The 21312-nt window shown below is 40.3% G+C and carries 22 protein-coding genes, 1 tRNA gene and 2 pseudogenes; 10 read left to right on the top strand and 15 right to left on the bottom strand.

Translation table 11 applies throughout. The features are described 5' to 3' along the window. Window positions 1-8: 8 nt before the first annotated feature. The 3 genes and pseudogenes from benC to benA form a co-directional block, all read right to left on the bottom strand. Window positions 9-1025 carry a benzoate 1,2-dioxygenase electron transfer component BenC gene (gene benC, locus QLG01_RS18970; RefSeq protein ID WP_252060107.1) on the bottom strand — a complete coding sequence of 339 codons (1017 nt, stop codon included), beginning with the start codon at window positions 1023-1025 and terminating at the stop codon, window positions 9-11. 62 nt (window positions 1026-1087) lie between these two features. Beyond that, a pseudogene (gene benB, locus QLG01_RS18965) lies at window positions 1088-1598 on the bottom strand (benzoate 1,2-dioxygenase small subunit); the annotation flags it as partial. Continuing rightward, window positions 1595-2977 carry a benzoate 1,2-dioxygenase large subunit gene (gene benA / locus QLG01_RS18960; protein ID WP_004793610.1) on the bottom strand — a complete coding sequence of 461 codons (1383 nt, stop codon included), beginning with the start codon at window positions 2975-2977 and terminating at the stop codon, window positions 1595-1597. The gene benA and the pseudogene benB, both read right to left, overlap by 4 nt. A gap of 106 nt (window positions 2978-3083) precedes the next feature. On the opposite strand from benA, the pseudogene QLG01_RS18955 reads away from it, so the two are divergent. Both QLG01_RS18955 and QLG01_RS18950 read left to right on the top strand, forming a co-directional pair. Continuing rightward, window positions 3084-3213 (top strand): annotated as a pseudogene (locus QLG01_RS18955) (hypothetical protein). Window positions 3214-3257: 44 nt separating this feature from the next. Next, the gene (locus QLG01_RS18950; protein WP_004702719.1) at window positions 3258-4217 is read left to right on the top strand and encodes a LysR family transcriptional regulator; all 960 of its coding nucleotides are present in this window, start codon (window positions 3258-3260) and stop codon (window positions 4215-4217) included. A 48-nt stretch (window positions 4218-4265) separates the two neighbouring features. Here QLG01_RS18950 and QLG01_RS18945 read toward each other — a convergent pair whose 3' ends face one another. From QLG01_RS18945 to QLG01_RS18915, 7 genes are all read right to left on the bottom strand, one after another. Further along, the gene (locus tag QLG01_RS18945; RefSeq protein ID WP_282497172.1) at window positions 4266-5147 is read right to left on the bottom strand and encodes a transporter; all 882 of its coding nucleotides are present in this window, start codon (window positions 5145-5147) and stop codon (window positions 4266-4268) included. A gap of 184 nt (window positions 5148-5331) precedes the next feature. Beyond that, the gene (locus tag QLG01_RS18940) at window positions 5332-6393 is read right to left on the bottom strand and encodes a phenol 2-monooxygenase domain-containing protein (protein ID WP_192833711.1); all 1062 of its coding nucleotides are present in this window, start codon (window positions 6391-6393) and stop codon (window positions 5332-5334) included. A 14-nt stretch (window positions 6394-6407) separates the two neighbouring features. Beyond that, window positions 6408-6770 (bottom strand): phenol hydroxylase subunit P4, encoded by a 363-nt coding sequence (locus tag QLG01_RS18935; RefSeq protein WP_077164561.1) that lies wholly within the window; start codon window positions 6768-6770, stop codon window positions 6408-6410. A gap of 59 nt (window positions 6771-6829) precedes the next feature. Further along, on the bottom strand, window positions 6830-8356 hold the full coding sequence (locus QLG01_RS18930; RefSeq protein WP_000211828.1) for an aromatic/alkene/methane monooxygenase hydroxylase/oxygenase subunit alpha: 1527 nt from the start codon (window positions 8354-8356) through the stop codon (window positions 6830-6832). A gap of 45 nt (window positions 8357-8401) precedes the next feature. Next, window positions 8402-8668 (bottom strand): MmoB/DmpM family protein, encoded by a 267-nt coding sequence (locus QLG01_RS18925; RefSeq protein ID WP_000049450.1) that lies wholly within the window; start codon window positions 8666-8668, stop codon window positions 8402-8404. An 11-nt stretch (window positions 8669-8679) separates the two neighbouring features. Next, the gene (locus QLG01_RS18920) at window positions 8680-9681 is read right to left on the bottom strand and encodes an aromatic/alkene monooxygenase hydroxylase subunit beta (RefSeq protein ID WP_282497171.1); all 1002 of its coding nucleotides are present in this window, start codon (window positions 9679-9681) and stop codon (window positions 8680-8682) included. Window positions 9682-9702: 21 nt separating this feature from the next. Beyond that, on the bottom strand, window positions 9703-9996 hold the full coding sequence (locus QLG01_RS18915; RefSeq protein WP_282497170.1) for a phenol hydroxylase subunit: 294 nt from the start codon (window positions 9994-9996) through the stop codon (window positions 9703-9705). Between the two features lie 369 nt (window positions 9997-10365). Here QLG01_RS18915 and mobR point away from each other — a divergent pair, with 369 nt between their 5' ends. Continuing rightward, complete coding sequence (gene mobR, locus QLG01_RS18905; protein WP_282497169.1) at window positions 10366-12036, top strand: phenol degradation transcriptional regulator MobR; 1671 nt, start codon at window positions 10366-10368, stop codon at window positions 12034-12036. Window positions 12037-12093: 57 nt separating this feature from the next. Here mobR and QLG01_RS18900 read toward each other — a convergent pair whose 3' ends face one another. Next, window positions 12094-12294 carry a heavy-metal-associated domain-containing protein gene (locus tag QLG01_RS18900; protein WP_077162564.1) on the bottom strand — a complete coding sequence of 67 codons (201 nt, stop codon included), beginning with the start codon at window positions 12292-12294 and terminating at the stop codon, window positions 12094-12096. 166 nt (window positions 12295-12460) lie between these two features. On the opposite strand from QLG01_RS18900, the gene QLG01_RS18895 reads away from it, so the two are divergent. From QLG01_RS18895 to QLG01_RS18885, 3 genes are all read left to right on the top strand, one after another. Beyond that, window positions 12461-14932 (top strand): heavy metal translocating P-type ATPase, encoded by a 2472-nt coding sequence (locus QLG01_RS18895; protein ID WP_282497168.1) that lies wholly within the window; start codon window positions 12461-12463, stop codon window positions 14930-14932. 75 nt (window positions 14933-15007) lie between these two features. Then, window positions 15008-15409, top strand: a complete 402-nt coding sequence (gene cueR, locus QLG01_RS18890) for a Cu(I)-responsive transcriptional regulator (protein WP_004642046.1) — start codon at window positions 15008-15010, stop codon at window positions 15407-15409. Between the two features lie 26 nt (window positions 15410-15435). After that, complete coding sequence (locus QLG01_RS18885; RefSeq protein ID WP_282497167.1) at window positions 15436-15843, top strand: GFA family protein; 408 nt, start codon at window positions 15436-15438, stop codon at window positions 15841-15843. A 634-nt stretch (window positions 15844-16477) separates the two neighbouring features. Here the strand turns inward: QLG01_RS18885 and QLG01_RS18880 are convergent. Together QLG01_RS18880 and QLG01_RS18875 are read right to left on the bottom strand one after the other, a co-directional pair. Beyond that, window positions 16478-16834, bottom strand: a complete 357-nt coding sequence (locus QLG01_RS18880) for a four-helix bundle copper-binding protein (protein WP_013198456.1) — start codon at window positions 16832-16834, stop codon at window positions 16478-16480. Window positions 16835-17287: 453 nt separating this feature from the next. After that, window positions 17288-17617 carry a hypothetical protein gene (locus tag QLG01_RS18875; RefSeq protein ID WP_023274287.1) on the bottom strand — a complete coding sequence of 110 codons (330 nt, stop codon included), beginning with the start codon at window positions 17615-17617 and terminating at the stop codon, window positions 17288-17290. A 443-nt stretch (window positions 17618-18060) separates the two neighbouring features. Here QLG01_RS18875 and QLG01_RS18870 point away from each other — a divergent pair, with 443 nt between their 5' ends. Both QLG01_RS18870 and QLG01_RS18865 read left to right on the top strand, forming a co-directional pair. Next, window positions 18061-18654 (top strand): LysE family transporter, encoded by a 594-nt coding sequence (locus QLG01_RS18870; RefSeq protein WP_004793584.1) that lies wholly within the window; start codon window positions 18061-18063, stop codon window positions 18652-18654. Window positions 18655-18701: 47 nt separating this feature from the next. Next, window positions 18702-18920 (top strand): hypothetical protein, encoded by a 219-nt coding sequence (locus tag QLG01_RS18865; RefSeq protein ID WP_004793583.1) that lies wholly within the window; start codon window positions 18702-18704, stop codon window positions 18918-18920. A gap of 198 nt (window positions 18921-19118) precedes the next feature. On the opposite strand, the gene xseB is transcribed toward QLG01_RS18865, so the two are convergent. Together xseB and xseA are read right to left on the bottom strand one after the other, a co-directional pair. Beyond that, window positions 19119-19313, bottom strand: coding sequence for an exodeoxyribonuclease VII small subunit (gene xseB, locus QLG01_RS18860; RefSeq protein ID WP_004793582.1), 195 nt, complete (start codon window positions 19311-19313; stop codon window positions 19119-19121). Beyond that, complete coding sequence (xseA, locus tag QLG01_RS18855) at window positions 19303-20568, bottom strand: exodeoxyribonuclease VII large subunit (protein ID WP_282497166.1); 1266 nt, start codon at window positions 20566-20568, stop codon at window positions 19303-19305. The genes xseB and xseA overlap by 11 nt, the downstream gene beginning before the upstream one ends. 256 nt (window positions 20569-20824) lie before the next feature. Here xseA and QLG01_RS18850 point away from each other — a divergent pair. Both QLG01_RS18850 and QLG01_RS18845 read left to right on the top strand, forming a co-directional pair. Continuing rightward, window positions 20825-20901: transfer RNA gene (locus QLG01_RS18850), tRNA-Met, on the top strand. 174 nt (window positions 20902-21075) lie between these two features. Beyond that, entirely contained in the window at window positions 21076-21309 is a 234-nt protein-coding gene (locus tag QLG01_RS18845) for a hypothetical protein (RefSeq protein WP_005303658.1), read from the top strand. The last annotated feature ends 3 nt before the right edge of the window (window positions 21310-21312 follow it).

Genomic DNA, 21312 nt, shown 5'->3' with positions numbered 1-21312 from the left:
ACCTTGAGTTAGTTTGCAGAGAATTTTTCAAACAAGAAACTAGCAGGTTTGATATTTTCAGTTTCTAACCAGCCACGTACAGCCTCTACCATTGGAACGGGCCCACATAGATAAACATCGACGTCACCACCGTTTAACCATTCACTTTCAATATGACCAGTGACATAGCCTTTGCGTTCATGGTTGCTCTCAGGGCTTGCAACTACAGTTCGATATTCAAACCAAGGGAATTTTGCCTGCAATTCATTGAGTTTTTCTAGAGCCACCAAATCAAAGTCATTGGTTACACCAAAGACTAAACGAACTGGCTGTTCTGAACCTTTTTCTTCAAGCACTTGTAACATCGACATAAATGGGGCAATGCCAGTACCGCCTGCCAGCATCAGCACTGGACGTGCTACATTACGTAAATAGAAGCTACCGAATGGGCCGGTAAATGTCATTTTGTCGCCAGCTTGGGCATTTTTGCTCAAGAATTCACTCATTTTGCCATTCGGTACGTTACGGACCACAAAGCCTGTTAAACGATTGCCCGGTTTTGAGCTAAATGAATATGAACGTGTTTCACTAGTTTCAGGAATAGCAACATTCACATACTGACCTGCAAGAAAATGAATATCCGGTTGACCTTCATCAAGTTGAATATCAAATGTGATGGTTGAGTCTGACAAGTTTTCAACGCGGGCTAGGGTGCCTTGGAAGCTATGAATTGCAGTTTTGCAAACATCTGATGATGCTTGAATCTGGAATACCGCATCTGAAGTTGGGCGACATTGGCAAGCAAGAATATAGCCTTGCTCAGCTTCTTCTGGGGTTAGTGCATCTTCAATATAGGTTTCTTCTGGCATGTCATAACTGCCGGATTCGCAAAATGCGCGGCAAGTTCCACATGCACCGTCACGGCAATCCAAAGGAATATTAATTTTTTGGCGATAGGCTGCGTCAGATAGGGTTTCGCCTTGAGCTACGTTAATGAAACGTGTAACACCATCTTCAAATTGAAGTGCGATATTGTGGTTTGACATGGCATGTATCCTACAAAATATTTGAAACTTTTACCCTCAGCCAACAGTCCGTTTAACTGAGGGGGGTATGTCTTAAAGGTGGTAGATATCAATGACTTGATTGATGTAGTCATTTTTCAAAACGACATACTTGCTCAAGATCTTTGGTTGATCACCTGAAAAATCGATCACATAACGTGACATACCGAAATAGCTGTAATTTGTCTTGTAACGGAAACTCAAGGTATTCCAGTTAAAGCGCACAGTAACTTTGTCGCCATCGCGCTCTACGACTTCAACGTTGGCAATATTGTGACTTGTGCGTGTGTCTGGCATGGTTGCAGATGAGCGCTCGGTTTTAATACGGAACACGCGATCTTCTAAACCTTGACGGTCTGGATAATAAATAAGTGAAATTTCAGATTGCGGATCTTCAGTCAATCTATCGTCGTCGTCCCAAGCTGGCATCCAGAAAGAAGCTTCGGGTGCATAGCATTCAATCCAATCTTCCCATTGTTCATCATCTAAAAAGCGAGCTTCACGATAGAGAAACTGAGCAATATTTTCTAAAGTTGCTTTGTCTTGAGCACTCATGCTGTTTCTCCCTGATCAGCAATTTCTTTCTCTGATGCAATCGCGTGTTTCATGGTGTGTAACCAATATTGATGTTGGGCAAGATATAAGCCTTCATCTTCAGTTTTAATCCCACTTAACATTGGTTTTAAACCGATTTCATTCGCTGCATCGTCTGGTCCATAAATCCAGTGTTTTGAACCGCGGCACATGTCATTCCACTCAAGGGCAATACCTGCGTAGCCTGCCTGACAAGCACGGAATTCTTCTAAATCGTCTGGTGTTGCCATGCCTGAAGCATTAAAGAAATCTTCATATTGACGGATACGACGTGCGCGAGCTTCGGGTGCTTCGCCTTTAGGTGCGATACAGTAAATGGTGACTTCGGTTCTATTGACAGAAAGTGGGCGAAGTACACGAATTTGCGAACCGAACTGATCCATCAAATAAACGTTTGGATAGAGACACAAGTTACGTGAACGCTCAATCATCCATTTCGACATCGCTTCACCGTATTTTTCGGTGTATTCGTCTGCTTTCGGGAAGTTTGGACGGTCTTCTGGGTTTGCCCATTGTGTCCAAAGCAACATGTGACCATTTTCAAAGCCATACGAGCCACCGCCTTGTTTACCCCAAGAACCTGCACTCATCGCACGGATGTTATCGGCAGCTTGTGTTTCTTTGCGGTGTTGCGTTGTTGCTGCGTAGTTCCAGTGAACAGCAGAAACGTGGTAACCATCGGCACCATTTTCAGCGGTGAGTTTCCAGTTGCCTTCGTAGGTATAGGTAGATGAACCACGTAAAACTTCAAGGCCATGTTCAGACTGATCAACAATCATGTCGATGATTTTGGTGGTTTCACCCAAGAATTCTTCAAGTGAAGGAACATCGGGATTTAAGCTACCAAATAAGAAACCTTTGTAGCTCTCAAAACGAGCCACTTTTTTAAGGTCGTGTGAGCCTTCTTGGTTAAAGCAGTCCGAGTAACCAGCTTCGCTTGGATCTTTAACCTTGAGTAATTTACCTGAGTTGTTAAACGTCCAGCCGTGGAAAGGGCAGGTATATGTTGCTTTGTTACCACGCTTGTGACGGCAAAGTTGTGCTCCGCGGTGTGAACACGCATTGATCATGGCATTGAGTTCGCCGTTACGGTTGCGGGCAATAATGACTGGCTGACGACCAATGTGAGTGGTGTAGTAGTCATTATTATTTGGAATTTGGCTTTCGTGTGCTAAGTAAACCCAATTACCTTCGAAGATATATTTCATTTCGAGGTCAAATAGGGCTTCGTCAGTAAACACTGAGCGATGAAGTTTAAATTCACCTGTATCGATATTATCTACAAGTAATTCATCAATACGGTCAAGATGGCTAGTATTGATTACAGGAATACGTGGCATGTCCGTTCTCCGACTTTCCAAAAGTGTGGAAGTCACCAAGGCCTTAGCTACGATCTACAAGGTCTTGATATCCTAATATTGTCAATGAAGCGCATGAGTGCGCTGGGTGTTTAACCGTGAATTGATGAAGATGAATCACTGGAAGATTGGCAAGAAGGCTTTTTCACAAAGCAATTCATCACTTCATCGGTTTGCTGCTTGTATATACCTTAAAAGAATGGTTAAACTGTGTCTAAGACTGAATTTGCATTTTTTTATATCTTAAAGGTATGGATGCCTTATGGAACTAAGACATTTACGGTATTTTGTGGCTGTTGTTGAAGAGCAGAGCTTTACAAAAGCCGCGGAAAAACTATTTATTGCTCAACCACCTTTGAGTCGACAGATTCAAAATTTGGAAAGTGAGCTTGGAATTCAACTGTTTGAGCGCGGAAGCCGTCCTTTACAGACAACCCCAGCCGGACATTTCTTTTATCAGCATGCCCTTAAACTTTTGTCGAATGCTGAAGAAATAAAAAGTATGACCAAACGTATTGGTCTGATTGAACGTAGTGTGACGATTGGTTTTGTCGGGTCTTTACTCTATGGTTTACTGCCTCGAATCATTTATTTATTTCGGCAACAACAACCTCATTTGAATATTCAATTGATGGAGTTAAGTACGACCGAGCAACTACAGGCATTAAAAGAAGGACGTATTGATGTTGGATTTGGACGCTTAAGAATTAGTGATCCTGCAGTGAGACGTATTCTGCTACGTAAAGAACGCTTGGTGGTTGCTGCGCATACGAGTCATCCGATTGCTCAGCGTACAGAAGGGGTATATCTGGCCGATCTCATTGATGAAAAGATGTTTATGTATCCCACTTCGCCGAAACCTAATTTTTCGACCCAGCTTTTAAATATTTTTGCCGAGCACAGTTTGGTTCCAAAAAATATGCATGAAATACGGGAAATTCAATTGGCTTTGGGTTTGGTGGCAGCAGGTGAAGGTTTGTGTATTATTCCTGCCAGTGCCGATACCATTCGTTTTCCTCATTTAAATTACATTCCGATTTTAGATAACGGCGCAGTCAGTCCGATTTTTATTACTGCTCGTGCAATGGACCGAAGTGAAGACTTACAGCTTTTATTTGATTGTATTTATCAGGTTTATGATCTTGAAGGTATTCCATATAAACGCACCGTTTTCACGCTCGACCAAAATCCAATAGATGATTCAGACGGTATCGACTTTTAAATAAAGCAGGGCATAGCCTCAAAAGCTGAAGCTATGCGTTGATGTGTTTTAGAAAGCCCAAATCAGTTTTAGCCAGCTGGTATGGCCTTCGGGACGATATTCGACTTCGGTTTCTTTTAGAAATTTGGCTTCGATAGACCAGTTCTTATCGGCATATTGAATGCCTGGCCCAATTGCAAAAGCTTGTCCTTTAAACCCAATGTCACTTCCGTTTACTTTGTCATCTGTGGTTTGTTTAAAAGCATAGCCTTCAACTGCAACTTTGAGTTTGGGGTTAATACGGTAGCCTAAGCTATAGTCACTCGCAATGTATTGTCCAGACTGGTAGTCGGTTGCATCGTTACGCGTATTCCAGCTATAAGACAGTTTAGTTGAAAGGTCTAAACCTGCTGCGTTGGCATAACTATAGGCAAGAATAGGTCGAATGGTGTGATAGTTTTTCCCGAGATTGGCTTCAACTGGATGTGTCGTACTTGGAGTGTCATATTCACCTGTTCCCAGTACGGTTTCTAGGGCTGCAATCCAGTGATGATTTCCTTGATGCCAGCCGAGCATGCCACCCAAAATCAAGTCTCCGAGACCTTGGTTTGAGTCAGCCATTCCATTTACTTTGAGTCTTAGATCAACCAAAGGCTGGGCTGCATAAAAACCGAGTTGCCCATTCATAATTTTTTGATCGGTCATCCAAACCAACCGCGGAACCACGGCGTTGACATCAACATGGAACTGATCGGGACCATTTTGAAAATCTGATGCGTGGTAATTTTGATAATAACTGAGTAGATAGATCCCAGCAGGTGGTAAGGCACCCGCCATCATACCTTCGGCACCTAATGCAAAAGAGTCCGAGCCGTTTTCTGTCGCAAATGCAGAGGGAAGGTAAAGGGCGCTGATTACACCACATATGATTGCAGCAATTTTGTTATTCATAGAATGTCCTATTCTGTGTTGTTTGGCTTGTCACTAAAAAACGTTATTCCTTAACGATTTTTAAAAATCTGAGTCTGTTTAACCTAAAAATTTGGGATGCAGAACTCCTGTGAGCCTTGTATTTGCTTTCTAAATTACAAATACAAAGCTCATTTGAAAAAGCCGAGTGCTTAAAGGTTTATCTTTAAATATGTTTGAATAAAGCCGAACGTGACTGTCCAGCAGCGCCATCGGCTGCACTTAAGAACCGTTCAGTGTGAATGTCCCGTTCGAATAAGCGACTTTGCATGAGTGTTGAAATTGCCGAGTCGATCATGATTGGAGGACCGCACAAATACGCTTTGTGTCCACCACATCGATTTTCAAAGTAATCGGCAACAGCCTCGTGCACGAATCCGGTAAATCCAGTCCATTGGTCTTCTGGTTTTGGTGCATTCAGGGCAGGGATATAGCGGAAGTTTGGATAGTCTTTTACGAGTTGTTCAAACAATTCTCGGTTGTACAGCTCTGCCAAGTCTCGTGCTCCTTGGAAGAGGTAAATCGTGCGACTATCTCCAGACTCAAGTAAATCTAAAATCATCGATTGTGGACTTGAAAGACCTGAACCTCCTGCAATGAAAATGGCATTTTGATCATCTGACTTGCGTACGAAAAATTGACCATAAGGGCCTGAAATATCAAGCTGATCACCTGTGGCAAGTTGTTCATGTACATAAGTCGTCGCTGCACCGCCTTCAACTTTACGAATATGCAGCTCAACTATGCCCACTTCACTTGGTGAATTGGCAATTGAAAACGCACGAGTTCCTTCAATGTCTGGAAATTGGACATTGATATATTGACCCGCTTGGAACTCGATTGGGCGATCTAGTTGTAGTCGGATTCCTTTAATGGTTGGCGATAAGTCTTTTATTTCAATTACGGTAGCTTGATAGTCTTGAACCAAATGACCTAAGAAATCTGGGTCTTCATCGACATCGGCTTCAATGACCATGTCGGACTGTGGTTTGCAGCAGCAGGCAAGCACCTTATTTTCATCACGTTCAATATCCATGAGCGCAAATGGTGAAGCTTCACCGACATCGTAAAAACCATCGGTGACTTGAACCTTACATGTCCCACAAGTGCCATGACCACAGGCAAAGGGTAACCAAACGCCTTGGCGTAAAGCGGCATCTAAAATGGTTTGGTCTTCTTCTACTTCAATCGTTGTTCCGATCGGTTCAATGGTGACTTGATAACTCATGACACACCTCCGAATTAAACGTAGCTGTCGTTATAGCCATTTAATTCTGGCGTAACGAAACGAAGTAATGACTTATGCCCAAAACCAAGCTCTGCCAAGCTTTTTGTATTCTCTGGTTCGATTGTTTGACCATCTAGGGTGTATTGAACTTTTGACCAATCAATTTTGGCAAAATCTGGATGTTGGGCAAAACCACCTGTAATTTGTTGCTCAATCAACTGTCCAAAAGTTTGTTGAGGTGAGGCAAGCATGGCATGTGCCGAGCAAAAAAGGGTGTGATGATCCCAACCCACGTAAAGTAAGAATTGATCGCCATAATTTTTTTGCAGATCAAGCGGTTCAAATTGATAGTTGTTGTGTATCGCGCGAACAGTCATGTTCAATCTCCTTATTTCCTATCAGGCAGCTTGATCACTGCCTGAACAATTCCTTGTGCTTAAGCTGCGTTGCCTTTCCATTTTTTCCAGCGTTGTTGATCTGGTGAGCCTTCAATATCCAGATTGTCGGCACCGACATTCATACGGTAATAATCGCGAAGCATGGTTTCGAGGTCACCGCCACCACAGTTGCCTTGCAAAATTTGATTTACAGGTAGCCATGCTTGTATATATTTCTCAGGTTCACGTTCGAAAATGTCATGACAACCATCTGAACAGGTGTGGTAGCGTTCGCCTTGGTAGATGCTATGGCGATAACTAAATTGAGTCGGATCATCGCCCATTTCGGTAAAGGTCATTGGTATCTGACAAACCTGACAAAGCTGTGGTAAACCTGCGCTGTAGAAACGTTTACCTTCAGCTTCCATTTTGCGGGCCAACTCCCATTTTGGACGGTAGTATTTATCGAAAGTGTCTGGATATTTAGCAGATAACCAATCCATTTCTTCGTCGGTTGGAATCCATGTATGGAAACCAGCAGCATGACCAAAGTTATAGAAAATCCACCATGCCTGATGTGAGACATGCTCTTTTTCTTTCACAATGACATCGCTATATTTCGGCATGCGAATGCCATAACGGCTCAAATCTTTAAATAGCGCACCGCCTGCTTGTTCAAAATAAACTTCCCAAGCTTCTTTCCACGACATCACTTTGTTTGGCAGCATGTAATCCATCATCATGCCCACAATTGAAAGCAAACGCGTTCCACGCCAGAACCATTTATCAATCCATTCCTGCACAATCGGCACGTTGTCTTCATGTTGTTCGAGCAAGAATTTTACGATTTCAAGACCAAGCGTCATGTGGCGCGCTTCATCTGACTGTGCACTAAAACCAAAGGTTACGGTTGCCATATCGCCGTTATAAGCTGCACCTGACATAAACGGCACAAACAGTAAGTTGGTAAGTACATATTCAAAAGCAAAACTAATCGCTAATAAAAATTCGAAAGGTCCGGCAGAACGGGCATCTTCAAAAAATGATTTAGGCACAGACAAATACCAAACGCGGTCATGCATATGTGCCCAGTCCTGAAAACCATCAAAGAACTTGTTGTAATGGCTCATGGCATGAATCTGGGTTTGTACATGACGCAGCTCATCAATCGACTGCATCTGAGAAGCAATACGTGCTCCAATACCACTAAACTGGCGGCCTACATGTGCATAGCCTTGATAGGCCTGGTATTCAAGTGGGGTCACCGCTGTTAAAAAGAGTTTGATCGCATTTAAGTAACGTTCATTGCTGACATTCATCTGACCATTGTTTTGAGCAAAGGCATCAAAAATGGCATACAGTTTTTTCTCTTTTTCTGCCTGATATTTCCAGTAAGCATCCATGGTTAAACGGAATGGATCTTCCCATTTAGACCAGTCCGTAATTTTGATGCCTTCAAATTCTTCATAAGGGAACGCGTCTTTACGGTCAGCATAGGAAAAGTCCCAGTCCAGATCACGGGTTAATGCGCGGTAACGATCTTTAGCATTTAACTTTTTGCTGGTTTCTTTCGTTTGAGTTGTCATGATTGATCATCCTTAAATCTTTGTTAAACAACGTCTATGTTGTGATTAATTCCAGTGAAGGCGGAAAGTATCGTCATCTTCTTCGACATTGCCGCCCAGCGTAATCATGTTGAGTTGTAACGATTGGATGTCCCAATCTTGGCCTAGTTTCTCAGAGACGGTTTCAGCTTTAATCACCAAATCAGTTTCACTTTCAATGCGAATCATGGCGGGTAAATACTGAATTGACGCTTCAGGGTTATCTTCTTCAATCGCTTCGAGGATGTAGCGTGAAGTATCGTTGTCTTGTAATGCGAGATATACTTTAGACATGTTGCTTCTCCTTAAGCTTTTGCCAGTTCTGGTTGTAGGCCGAGTTTTTTTGCGCGATCAATCACAACTTGTTCTGCTTGATCGACTGCATTTACTGTTAAGGCTGCTGTTGCCCAAGGTGTAAAGGCTGCTTTTACTTGAGCTAAAGACTGAGTGAACCATTCATTTAATAGTTGTTTATTGTGATCGGATTCTGCTGCGGCAGTTTTAATGACGGTGTCTGACCACTTACGTAAATCGCCTAAAGTGTCTTTCATAAACTCAGTCAGCATGGCTAAGTCGCGAGCATGTTGAGTGACTAACCACTGATCAAACTGTTGATAAACAAGCTCTGTCACAAAGCCGTCAATCACAAGGTTTTGTAATAAGAAAAGTTTGAAGTAGTCTTGCTCAGTGAGGCTTTCTTCACACAGACGGCGTAAGCCTTGCCATGCTGGATGTTGCATCCAAGCCTGTTTTGCCTGTTGTAATGAATCGCCGCTATTACCATCTAAAGCTAGACCAATCCGTGAGATGTACTGTGCAATTCCTAAATGATCCATCGCGGCATAAATACAAGCTTGGGTAAGCACCGTGCCATATCCATAGGCACTTCCAGACATCATGTGTAAGTTTGCAGTTTGTTCAACGTGGCGAAATGGCAATAGACACTCAATGACTTTGCCTTTGACTTCATCAGACAAATGCTCTGCAAGCTGACGTTTTTCAAAAAAAGCAAAATTACTTTCTGCAGTATCTTGTAAACGTGCACGGTGCTGAACATAAGTTCCATAATAGAATTGACGTGGATCTTTAAATGCGTACCAATCTTGCATTTGCAGAGCGGTGTGGGTTTTGTCATTTAAAGTCTTTTCAGGTTTCCACAAAGGACGATAATGAAAGTTAGTTTCTGCCTGTACATCAAAACTTACTTCTTGATATCGAGTTGCTGGCTTAGTACCAAATCGTCTTTCGATATAGGCGTAGTTCTGGCGGATAGGTTCGACATTTGACGTTTTGATCTCTAAAGTCATGGCTTTATCTCCTTATATTTTTTACATCTGATCATCGTGATCGTTGCTATTACTATTACGTTGTGTGCCGACTAAGGTTGCTTCAGTGCCATAGCGCCATTTTTCTTCTTGAGCATCATTAAAAGCTTGCTGCTCTTGGGTCATTTCAACCACTTGATTGGTTTTACAAAAATCATTAAATGCATGTTTAGGCAAAACCAGTTCCACAAATAGGCTTGGGTCGTTAATGGCAAAATCGAATTCGATAAACTCTGCGTTTAAGTCGCCAGTAACCCGAATATATTTGGTTAATGCTTCGACTTGAGGTTGCGTCATGCTGTACTCCATCAAGACATGGTCTTGAAATTGATGAATGCTCCTTGCTCTCGCTATAAGCTTTACAAAAGCTATGCCAACTTTATTTTTATAATTAAAAACAATTGCTTATTATTTTTATTAAAAGTGCAGCATTTTTAAAATTCACTATTTCATGAAATTTTTTGAATGGTGAAATAGAGATATTCATGATTTGATGAAGGGGGTCGTAAAAATTTCTTTTTAGATTGTTTGAAGCTTTAAAAGGAGAGATTTAGAAATACTTTTTTAGTATGAAGTTATGTCTTTAAGGTACTAGGACATTTATCTGGTTCTTCGATAAGATGAGATAAAACCCAAATGTGTTTAATGGATTAAAACAGATCACTCATGGCTCGAGTAAAATACGATACAACGGGACGATACGCAGATCATCCGCAAGAAATTCATGATTTGCTGTCTAAACTGCACTTTGATACGGCCCACGGCCAAATCTGGTTTGATGAATATCGGATGCTACTTTTACACACCAGCATTATGGGATATTTGCGTAAAGATTTAGCGCACATGATTGGGCTTGAGCGGACTAAGCGTTTCTTTATTCGATTGGGGTATCAAGCTGGGTTGAAAGATGCAGAAGTTACTACAAAAATGCGCCCCGATTTAAATGAACACGATGCTTTTATGGCGGGTCCACAAATGCATGCCATTCGTGGAATGGTGCAAGTACAGGCCAACCAGCTCAATTTAAGCCACGATAAAAAACAGTTTTATGCCGATTTAAATTGGCTCAACTCTTTTGAAGCCGATGTGCATTTAGAGCATTTTGGCCCAAGTGATGAACCTGCGTGCTGGATGCTTCTTGGTTATGCATGCGGCTACAGTAGTTTTGCGACGGGCATGACCATTATTTATCAAGAAATAGAGTGTAAGGCCTGTGGCGATGAGCATTGCCGTATTATTGGTAAGCCTTTAGAAGAGTGGGAAAATGCTGATGAGCTGATTCAGTTCATGTCACCCGAACCCATGGAAAAAGAACTGATTGCGTTGCAGGCTGAACTTTTTGAACTAAAAAAATCAATTTATAGCGACAGTGAAGCCGATTATCAATTATTTAGTTCTGTGGGTAAGTCAGCATCTTATAAACAAGTCTGTGCATTACTAACAAAAGCAGCAGGTTCGAAAGTTTCTATTTTGCTACAAGGCGAAACAGGCGTTGGTAAAGAAGCTTTTGCACGAGGAGTTCATGAAAATAGCCAAAGAAAAGACCAACCTTTTGTTGCGGTAAACTGTGCAGCGATTCCCCCAGAGTTAATTGAGTCCGAATTATTCGGGGTAGAAAAGGGTGCCTATACGGGGGCACATCAGTCTCGCTTGGGTAAGTTTGAACGAGCCAATGGCGGTACGATTTTTTTAGATGAAGTGATTGAGCTTTCTCCTCGTGCACAAGCAGCACTATTACGCATTTTGCAAGAAGGTGAATTTGAGCGAGTAGGAGACTCACAAACTCGTATTTTAGATGTTCGTGTAATTACAGCAACCAATGAAGATCTTGAGCAGGCTGTGAAAACAGGGCGCTTTCGGGCAGATTTATACTATCGCTTAAATATTTTTCCAGTGCAGATTCCACCTTTGCGGGAGCGCCGTGAAGACATTCCTTTACTAGTTGAACACTTTCTTCATCGCTTTGAAAAAATGTACGGTAAAACCATTCAGGGTGTAAGTGAAAAGACCAAAGTTTTTATGCAGCAATATGAATGGCCGGGAAATATTCGTGAGTTGGAAAACTTATTAGAAAGGGCGGTTTTATTAACGGACGATCAGCAACTGATTAAGTTAAATGCCATTTTTCCACAGATCAAGCATGACCCAGAGCAGGCTGTAGCTGTTGAAACCGACTTTGAGCAATTATTAAAGGCAGAGTTTAATTTAGAAGAACACGAGAAGCAGTTAATTTTAACGGCTTTAAAAAAGGTAAATCATAATGTGTCTGAAGCGGCACGTTTATTGGGGCTAACTCGGGCAGCACTAGACTATCGAATTAAAAAATTTCAGCTTTGAGTCAATATCAACATGCTCAAAAATAAAGGCCTAACTTTAAACGTTAGGCCTTATTCATTATTGCACTTGAGCAGGGAAACCATCTTCTTCAAGCGCTTCGGTAATTTTATCGACGCTTTCACTGCTTTCAACAGTCACGATTTTGGTCGCTAAGTCCACATCTACTTTTGCATTTGGATCGATATCTTGAATCGTTGCAGTCACGCCACGAGCGCAGCCACCACAAGTCATATTTTCAATAAGTAGTTTCATGTTCATACTCCATCAAGAATGAGATGTTTGTTTGGATAACACTGAGTTTAAACCTTGTCATGATTGTAAGGTCAAGACCAAATTTTTAAAAAAATATGCTTGACCTTCCCATGATGGGAATCTGTATGCTCAATACAGAATATTAAATTTTGCAAATTTGCAGAGGTGTTTGATGGACTCAAAAAACACAAAATTGCCAGCATATAGTGAAACACTTCCAATCGAAGGCATGACCTGTGCCTCGTGTGTAGGTCGTGTCGAAAAAGCACTTAAGAAAGTTGAAAATGTAGAGATTGCTAACGTTAATTTGGCAACTGAAAAAGCCGTTGTTTATTCAAATCAACCGATTCAGCGCGAAGCACTAGTTAAAGCAGTTGAACGAGCAGGTTATGATGTTCCAAAAGCTGCGCCAGTGGAGTTGTCTATTGAGGGCATGACCTGTGCATCCTGTGTTGCACGTGTTGAAAAAGCCCTTAAAAAAGTAGACGGCGTTCAAGAAGCCACAGTCAACTTAGCAACAGAGCAGGCTTGGGTACAAGCAGACGCATCAGTCAATGTTGAAGACTTAATTCGCGCTGTTAAAAAAGCAGGTTACGATGCAAAAGCATCTGAAAAAAATCAAGATGAGCAGCTCGACAAAAAAGCGTCAGAGTTAGATCAGCTTAAAAAAGATTTGATCATTTCGATTGTGTTGGCTTTACCTGTGTTTATTTTGGAAATGGGTTCACATCTCATTCCAGCTTTTCACATGTGGGTCATGCACACCATTGGTCAATACAATAGCTGGCTTTTACAGTTTGTTTTAACAACCTTAGTACTCATTTTTCCTGGCCGCCGTTTTTATCAAAAAGGGATCCCGGCTTTATGGCGTTTAGCGCCAGATATGAACTCGCTGGTTGCTGTTGGAACCTTAGCAGCCTATAGCTTTTCAGTTGTGGCCACCTTTATGCCACACGTATTACCCCAAGGCACGGTCAATGTTTACTTTGAAGCGGCTGCTGTTATTGTCAGTTTAATTTTGCTCGGACGATATTTTGAAGCTAAAGCTAAAGGGCGTACTTCACAAGCTATTCAACACCTAGTGGGAATGCAGCCAAAAACTGCTCGTATTCAGCGTGACGGTCAAGTGGTGGAAGTTGCTGTTGCCGACGTGGTCAGTGGAACTATTGTAGAAATTCGTCCGGGTGAACGTGTACCTGTCGATGGTGAAGTGATTGAAGGGCATAGCTACATTGATGAATCTATGATTACGGGTGAACCTGTTCCTGTTGAAAAAATAGTAGGACATCAGGTGGTCGGTGGTACAGTCAACCAGAACGGTACTCTAAACATTCGGGCAACCGCAGTGGGTAGCTCATCTGTACTTTCACAAATTATTCGCATGGTTGAGCAGGCCCAAGGTTCTAAACTTCCGATTCAGGGTTTAGTTGATAAAGTCACCATGTGGTTTGTACCGGCTGTCATGCTAATTGCTGCAATCACTTTCTTGGTTTGGTTTGTTTGGGGACCAGAGCCTGCGCTGACTTTTGGTTTGGTGAATGCTGTTGCGGTACTGATTATTGCTTGTCCTTGTGCGATGGGGCTTGCAACACCAACTTCTATTATGGTCGGTACTGGACGTGGTGCTGAGTTAGGTGTCTTGTTCCGTAAAGGTGAAGCTTTGCAGCTTTTACAAGAAGCACAGGTCGTTGCCGTTGATAAAACGGGTACACTTACCGAGGGTAAACCGACACTGACAGACTTTAATGTGCAATCAGGTTTTGAACGTAAGCAAGTGCTGACTTTAGTTGCTTCGGTCGAAGCCAAGTCTGAACACCCAATTGCCCTCGCGATTGTTCAAGCAGCAGAAAGCGAAGGCTTAAACTTATTACCCGTAACAGCATTTAACTCGATTACCGGTTCAGGTATTGAAGCGGAAGTTTCAGGCCAAAAAGTACAAATTGGTGCAGATCGTTATATGCACCAACTTGGTTTAGACACTGGCTCATTCCAAACGATTGCTGCTCAATTAGGTGAAGAAGGCAAAACACCACTATATGTCGCTATTGATCAGAAACTTGCTGCAATTATTGCCGTGGCAGACCCAATTAAAGAAACAACCTATGCTGCGATTGAGGCCTTGCATCAATTAGGCCTCAAAGTTGCCATGATTACAGGAGACAATCGTCATACGGCGCAAGCAATTGCCAAAAAGCTGAACATTGATGAAGTGGTGGCAGAGGTTTTACCAGAAGGCAAAGTGGACACAGTTCGCCAGCTGCAAAAACAATATGGTCGTTTGGCCTTTGTAGGTGACGGTATTAACGATGCACCAGCCTTGGCGCAAGCAGATGTTGGCTTAGCCATTGGTACAGGAACAGATGTTGCCATTGAAGCTGCCGATGTTGTGTTGATGTCAGGTAGTTTAAAAGGCGTACCGAACGCAATTGCATTAAGTAAGACAACCATGCGAAACATACGCCAAAACCTGTTCTGGGCATTTGTATATAACGTTGCACTTATTCCAATTGCAGCAGGTGCGCTTTATCCAGCATTTGGTGTGTTACTTTCACCGATGTTTGCAGCAGGTGCAATGGCACTTTCTTCGGTCTTTGTTTTAGGCAATGCATTACGCTTAAAACGTTTTCATGCGCCAGTACAGTAAGGGTGCTGAAAATCAACTTTTGGTTTAAGATCATGACAGCAGGTCTTAAACCAAATTTAATATTTGAGGTGTGAGATGAATATCGGTCAGGCATCCAAACATTCAGGCATTTCGGCGAAAATGATTCGCTACTATGAAGAAATCGGTTTACTTGAAGCAGCTCAGCGTTCTGCTTCTGGCTATCGCATTTATTCAGAAACAGACCTTAAAACTTTAAACTTCTTAAAGCATGCTCGGGAGTTAGGTTTTTCATCTGAACAGATGAAAGAGCTTATTTCGCTTTGGAAAAATACAGATCGGCAGAGTGCAGAGGTGAAAGCTTTAACCGTCAAACACATTGCCGAATTAAAACAGAAAATTGCCCATCTCCAAGAAATGGTCAATATTTTGCAAGCTTCGGCCGATGATTGCTGCGGTAACCAACAAGCTTCTTGTGCGATCTTAGATCACATTGAAAAAGGTGTGGGTGTAAGCTAAGTTTATTAAAATAAAAAGGAAAAATCATGGCTTATACAGCTTCTTGTCTTTGTAATGGAATCCAACTGCGCATTGATGCCGAATTAGAACCCATCATGGTTTGTCATTGCACACAGTGCCAAAAAGCCCAAGGTGCTGCTTTCGCTGCCATTACTCAAGTACAAAAAAATGACTTAAATATTGTGCAAGGTGAAAACCTGTTACAGGCTTATTTTGCATCGCCTAATAAAAAGAGAGTGTTCTGTAAAACCTGTGGTTCACCGATCTGGAGTGAGCGTCTAGATAAGCCAGCAGTGGTACGTTTAAGGGTAGGGCTTATTAATGAAGAAATATCGACATCTGTCATTTCTCATGCTTTTGTGTCTTCAAAAGTGAAGTGGTATCCAATTTGTGATGTCGCTCGCCAATATCCAAATGGAGTAGAAAACCTTTAAATATTAAGGTTAGATCGTATTTTATTCATTTGTAAAAAAACGTGAACAAGACTAGCCATGAATAAATAATGTGCTATAACTGTACCTAAGGTAATCGTAATATCTCCTCGATCCACAGGGAAACTTGGGACAGGGCAAAAGATACGATAAGACCTTACATATAGCTAGCAAAGAGCATGTAAGAGATGGATAGACACAAATCTTAGATTGCTCACCGTTGCAGAAAAGCCCGTGAAACGGGCTTTTTTAATGCCTGTAAAAAGCTATTTATTGGATGACCAAACTATAAATAAAGTTTTTTCATGACGCCATTTTTTACCATTTGTTCTTAAGCAAATAAAAAGATGTAGAAATAATAAAATTTTTTAAACATACAGACTATTCTGTATTGCAATTTAATTTATTTATAGGTACATTTACTTAACGGTTTAAAGTTCAAGTTTAATAATGGACTCATGGTCGTTGTGGGAGATCTAAGAGCCTGCATTCTTCCCCAAGATGCGGGTTTTTTTTATGCCTATAAAAAAGTGATGATTAACTCAACTTAAATAAAAAACATATAATTTTCTGTTATTTATTAGATTTTAATAAGCCTACGATCTAAAGATTGCGTAGGCTTTACATGTTTAAAAATTTAGGCGCGATAGGCCAAACACGCTTGAGCACAAGCCAAACATGCTTTAGCACAGATCTGACAGTGCTCATGTTCATGTTTGCTACATTCTGCTGCACAGAGTTGACAGGCATTGGCGCACAATTGCATGGCTTGTTCAGCAAGCTCAGAATTTCTTAACTCTAAAGATGTACACAGTTGGCAGGTTTCTACACATGTCATGCAATGCTTAATACACTCTCGCATCATCTGGACATGTTCCTCTTGCAAACATGCAGCTGCGCACGTTTTACAAGCGATCATACATTCAATACAGGCTTGAACTGAGGTAGAGGTGTTACAAAATAAAGCCGAGTTTGTTTCTTGTTGAATTTCCATAAGAGTTCTCCTATCGAAGACTATTATTAAAAAATGGAATATCGTTATATTTTCTATTTTAGAAGATCATTTTTAAGGCATGGCTGTTTGAGATGAAAGGTCTACAAATCGCTAATACATAATTAACCTCGTAGTAGAATGTTACATCCAGCTTTTAGCTTAAATGCTCGTATTTTTTGAAATAAGGATTGGGTTAAATTTAATTGCATATAATACTTTTGGCTAATTTCTTATTGTGTGAATATTAGGCAAATTAGGAATGTGAACTTTAAAGGACACGAAATGGAAAACGTTAATCAATACGCTCACGGAGCTGAGCATGAAGTCCACATCCATTGCAAACGATCATTAAGCACATTAATACTGAGTATGTTCGTATTAATTACAACTGGTCGTTAAAAGAAAAAGCACCCGAGGGTGCTTTTTCTATAGGTGTACTATAAATACATAGGTTTAAGAGTCTATAAAACCACGACGTTTTTTGTAGGCTTTACGGTCATAAGAAGGGATATTTGATTGCTGGAGATCAATCGCTAGTTGTTTCTTGCGTTGAAACTGAACTTCATTAAGAAGAGCAGCATAAATTTTGGGTCGGTCAGTTTTAAACTTATCTACATCTAATGGAATCTTATGTTCATTCTTGACAATGTATAGAACAGAGCAATTGCCATTTGTTTCATAAACCGTCCAACCAAGCCGCACAGCATAGAGTCCGGTTTTCTGATTTTTACCTAAATAAGATTTAAAACCATCGGGATGAGGGCGAACATAAGCATTCATCATGCATCCTCCATCATTTGATTTATTTGATGAAAGCGACAATCAATGAATTGATGGGGAGTGAGACATCATATTCAGTAAAATTACGATTTCTAGTTGTTTATATATTGTTCAATTTTAAAATTTCAAGTGAGGCGGAAAGCTGTTATTTACTGAGTTATATACGCTCAAAAATATTCAAAAAAAGCTTATTTTTTTGAGTAATAAATTTTCAAGTTCATTCCTTGTAGGCAAGAAAGAATAGCTCACTATTCCGTGTTTGTGTGATCGGTTTTGCATATTTAAAATTGATGAAATCGTAAGTGAATTTAAGGTCAGTTTTAGTTAATTATTTGTTTTAAAAATAAATAATTAAGTTTTAATATTTCTTGTTACAACCATTTTGTCGACAATAGATGCACCTTTTTGACATATTTCGCCTAGCATAATTAAAGAGTTCGTTGCCTATGGTGTCATTTATGTTCATTGGACTTGTGGTCACCATTTTGTTGACTCCAGGCCCAACAAATACATTGTTAGCCTCTGCTGGAATACAGGCAGGAGTAAAGCAGTCTCTTAAACTTATTCCTGCTGAAGTGATGGGATATCTCATTGCAATTACTTCATGGGGTATTTTACTTGAGTCCGTTTCACATTTTATTCCGTGGCTTCCACCTGTATTAAAGTTAATAAGTGCAACTTTTATTCTCTACCTTGCATTTAAACTTTGGACAACATCGACAAACGACATCAAATTAGACAATCCACTGATTACGCCTAAGGCTTTATTTGTCGCGACACTTTTGAATCCTAAAGCTTTACTCTTTGCTTCTGCTATTTTTCCACATGCAGCATGGGAAGTGTTTCACGTATATTTTATTCATATTGCTGTTTTTTTATCATTAATTACACCCATTGCTTTTTTATGGATTGCTTTTGGAACCGTATTAATTTCAAACAAAGTAACTTGGTTAAACCAACGTAATTTACAACGTACGGCTGCATTTATTTTAACTTTTTTTGCTATGCCAATCGGCTATTCAGCGATTAGCTCATTTTAAACTTAACTCGTTATTTATATTAAAAATTTAATTTTCAGGAGATTTTTATGAAAAGATTAAAAGTAATTATTAAGGACCAGTTTAACCAAGAAACGATTGCTTTGGCAAAAGTTCGACCTATGAATGACCACGCCCTTGAACTTCACAAAAGCGTTGAACATATTGAAATTGATGACGATATTATTTTGCCAAACATGGATTTGCTTTATGAAAACCCTAAAGACGGTAAAATTTATCAATTGATTGGAGCATTCAGCGAGGAATAGCTTTTAGCTAAGAAGTGCTGAAAATAAAGCCAAACTACGTAATAGACACAATTAAAATATTGAAGATGCCCAATACTTGTGGGACTATTCTTTTGCAAAAATGTGACCTAATCCACATTTTTGCATTTCAGGACTAAGTGGTTTTCACTAAGCCCATTCCTTCAATGAGAAGTAGGAATGGGCTTTTTTTATTGCAAATTATTCTTTAAATGTTTCATCTAAAGCTTGTTGAACGGCTTCTATACGGGATTTACATGCTTTATAAGCAGTAATCGACTCTTCAACAATCTTCATTAAATTATCAATATCTGGGCTTTCTTGAGACTCAAGTAGTTCTGCATTTTTTTTCAAAATGTCATGGCCGTCTTTAAACGTTAACTCTTCATTGTTCATTTGGAATTACCTGTGTAATGTTGGCTTCAATCACACCATCTTGCATTTCAATCGCAATGGCAGGGTTTGAAATTTGATGTATAGACCGAATCGCTTTTCCTTCGGATCTAACAATTGCATAGCCTTTGGCTTGAACTTGTTTCGGATTTTGTAAAAGGACTTCTTTCATTAATGATTCGATTTGAGTTAATGAAAATTTAACCTGTTGCTGTGAACTAAACTGAATACGCTCTTTCATTTGGTCAAGTAGGCGATGTGCCGAGTTAAGTTGACCTTGCGCCGAAGATTTAATCTGATGAAGTAGCTGATCATTCTTGCTTTGATAAGTCGTGATTTGATGCTGCGAAAGAAGCTTAATGGTTTGCAGACTATTGACGGCTTCTTGTACGCGTTCAACAATATGGTTACGGATGCCAGCAATCACTTTACTTGGCGTGTCGAATGAACGATGGGCAATTTCATCAAGAATAGTACGGTCTTTTTCATGACCAATACCAACCCAAATCGGTACAGTGCGTTTGCAGAGCAGGGCTGCAAGTTCATAATCATTTAAATAAGCCAAATCATTCACAGATCCGCCACCGCGAATAATTACAATAAGGTCTGGTGGAAATTTAAATGTGCTGGCCCATTGTCTTAAACCCGAACCTAAAGATTCAATCAAGCTAGTTGCAGCGGTGTTCCCTTGAAACGTAGCGGTATGATACACAAAATGGCAAACACCATTTCTCTCTAAAGCATCGGCATCTTTTTTAAAGTCACCTAGGCCCGCAGCATTTTGAGGAGCAATGACTAAAACATTTTGAATGTCAAAAGGAGTAGGCAGGAGTTTGTTCTTATGAATTAACCCTTCTTGTGTGAGGCGTTCAATAATTTGCTGATAACGTTTAGCAATTTCACCTAAGGTAAAGCTTGAATCAATCTCTTCAATATTGACCGAAAATCCATATTGAGGATCAAAACGCGCTCTAATTTTGATGAGCACATTTAAATCGCTTGAAATCTCAATACCAGTTTCACGTTCAAACTTTAAAACAATTTTACTTGCTGAGAACTTCCAGATCGTAGCTTTACAACTGGCAATGACTTTATCAGTCTCTGCATCTTTTTCTGCAAGCTCTAAATAGTAATGGCCGCCTTTAATATTTAAATTTCGAATCTCTGCTTTTACCCAGACTGGCTCATCAAAAGCCAAACGTATGACTTCCTGAACTGTGCCGAGATATTCACTAAGGGAAAACTGAGGTTCAGACATACGAACTAAACATTAAAGGACCAACCTAGATAGTATAAAAGCCATCCAACCAAGGCAATTGCTGTCTATGAATATCGGGTTCTATTTAAAATAAATACAACAATTTAAAGAATTAAAAATTGGAAATTGATAGGGTTATTTAGACCAAACGGTTAAAATGAAAAATTAATAAAAAGATAATTCTTAATAATTACAACTGATTAAAAAATAAAGTTTGCTTTATGAAATATATGAGCGTATAAAGCTTACTTCCAATTGCGGGGTGGAGCAGTCTGGTAGCTCGTCGGGCTCATAACCCGAAGGTCGTTGGTTCAAATCCGGCCCCCGCAACCAAAATATTATGCTCTGTGATGTACCACTTTTCATAATACGAAAATTATGAAAAGCAATTAGCTTATAAATAACCCTATATAAAGCTAAATATTAAATTCTAGACTGACTGTCCATACCTTAAATCTAGCGTTCTAATTAAATACCGTTAAATCACATGAGCTCAGTGATGAGTGAATGATTGTGAATATAGTAAATGAGTGGCATATTGCCACATCCGTAAATGGCAACGAGATTAATGTGAGGATCGTTCCTCATGTGCGTAAGCAAAACTCTCAAGATGGTTATCGTTGGGTCGAAGTTGGTAAGAAAATTCAACTTCAATCTGGTGAAGAAATCGAATTAAACCAAGATGGTAAAAGCTTTTACGCTGGATTTAATCAGCTTTATCGTTTAACGACGTATTGTTGATAA

Source organism: Acinetobacter sp. V89_4 (assembly GCF_029967875.1).
GTDB classification, from domain to species: domain Bacteria; phylum Pseudomonadota; class Gammaproteobacteria; order Pseudomonadales; family Moraxellaceae; genus Acinetobacter; species Acinetobacter oleivorans.
Note: the sequence above shows the minus strand (reverse complement) of the source record. Positions and strands in the feature narration are given on the sequence as shown.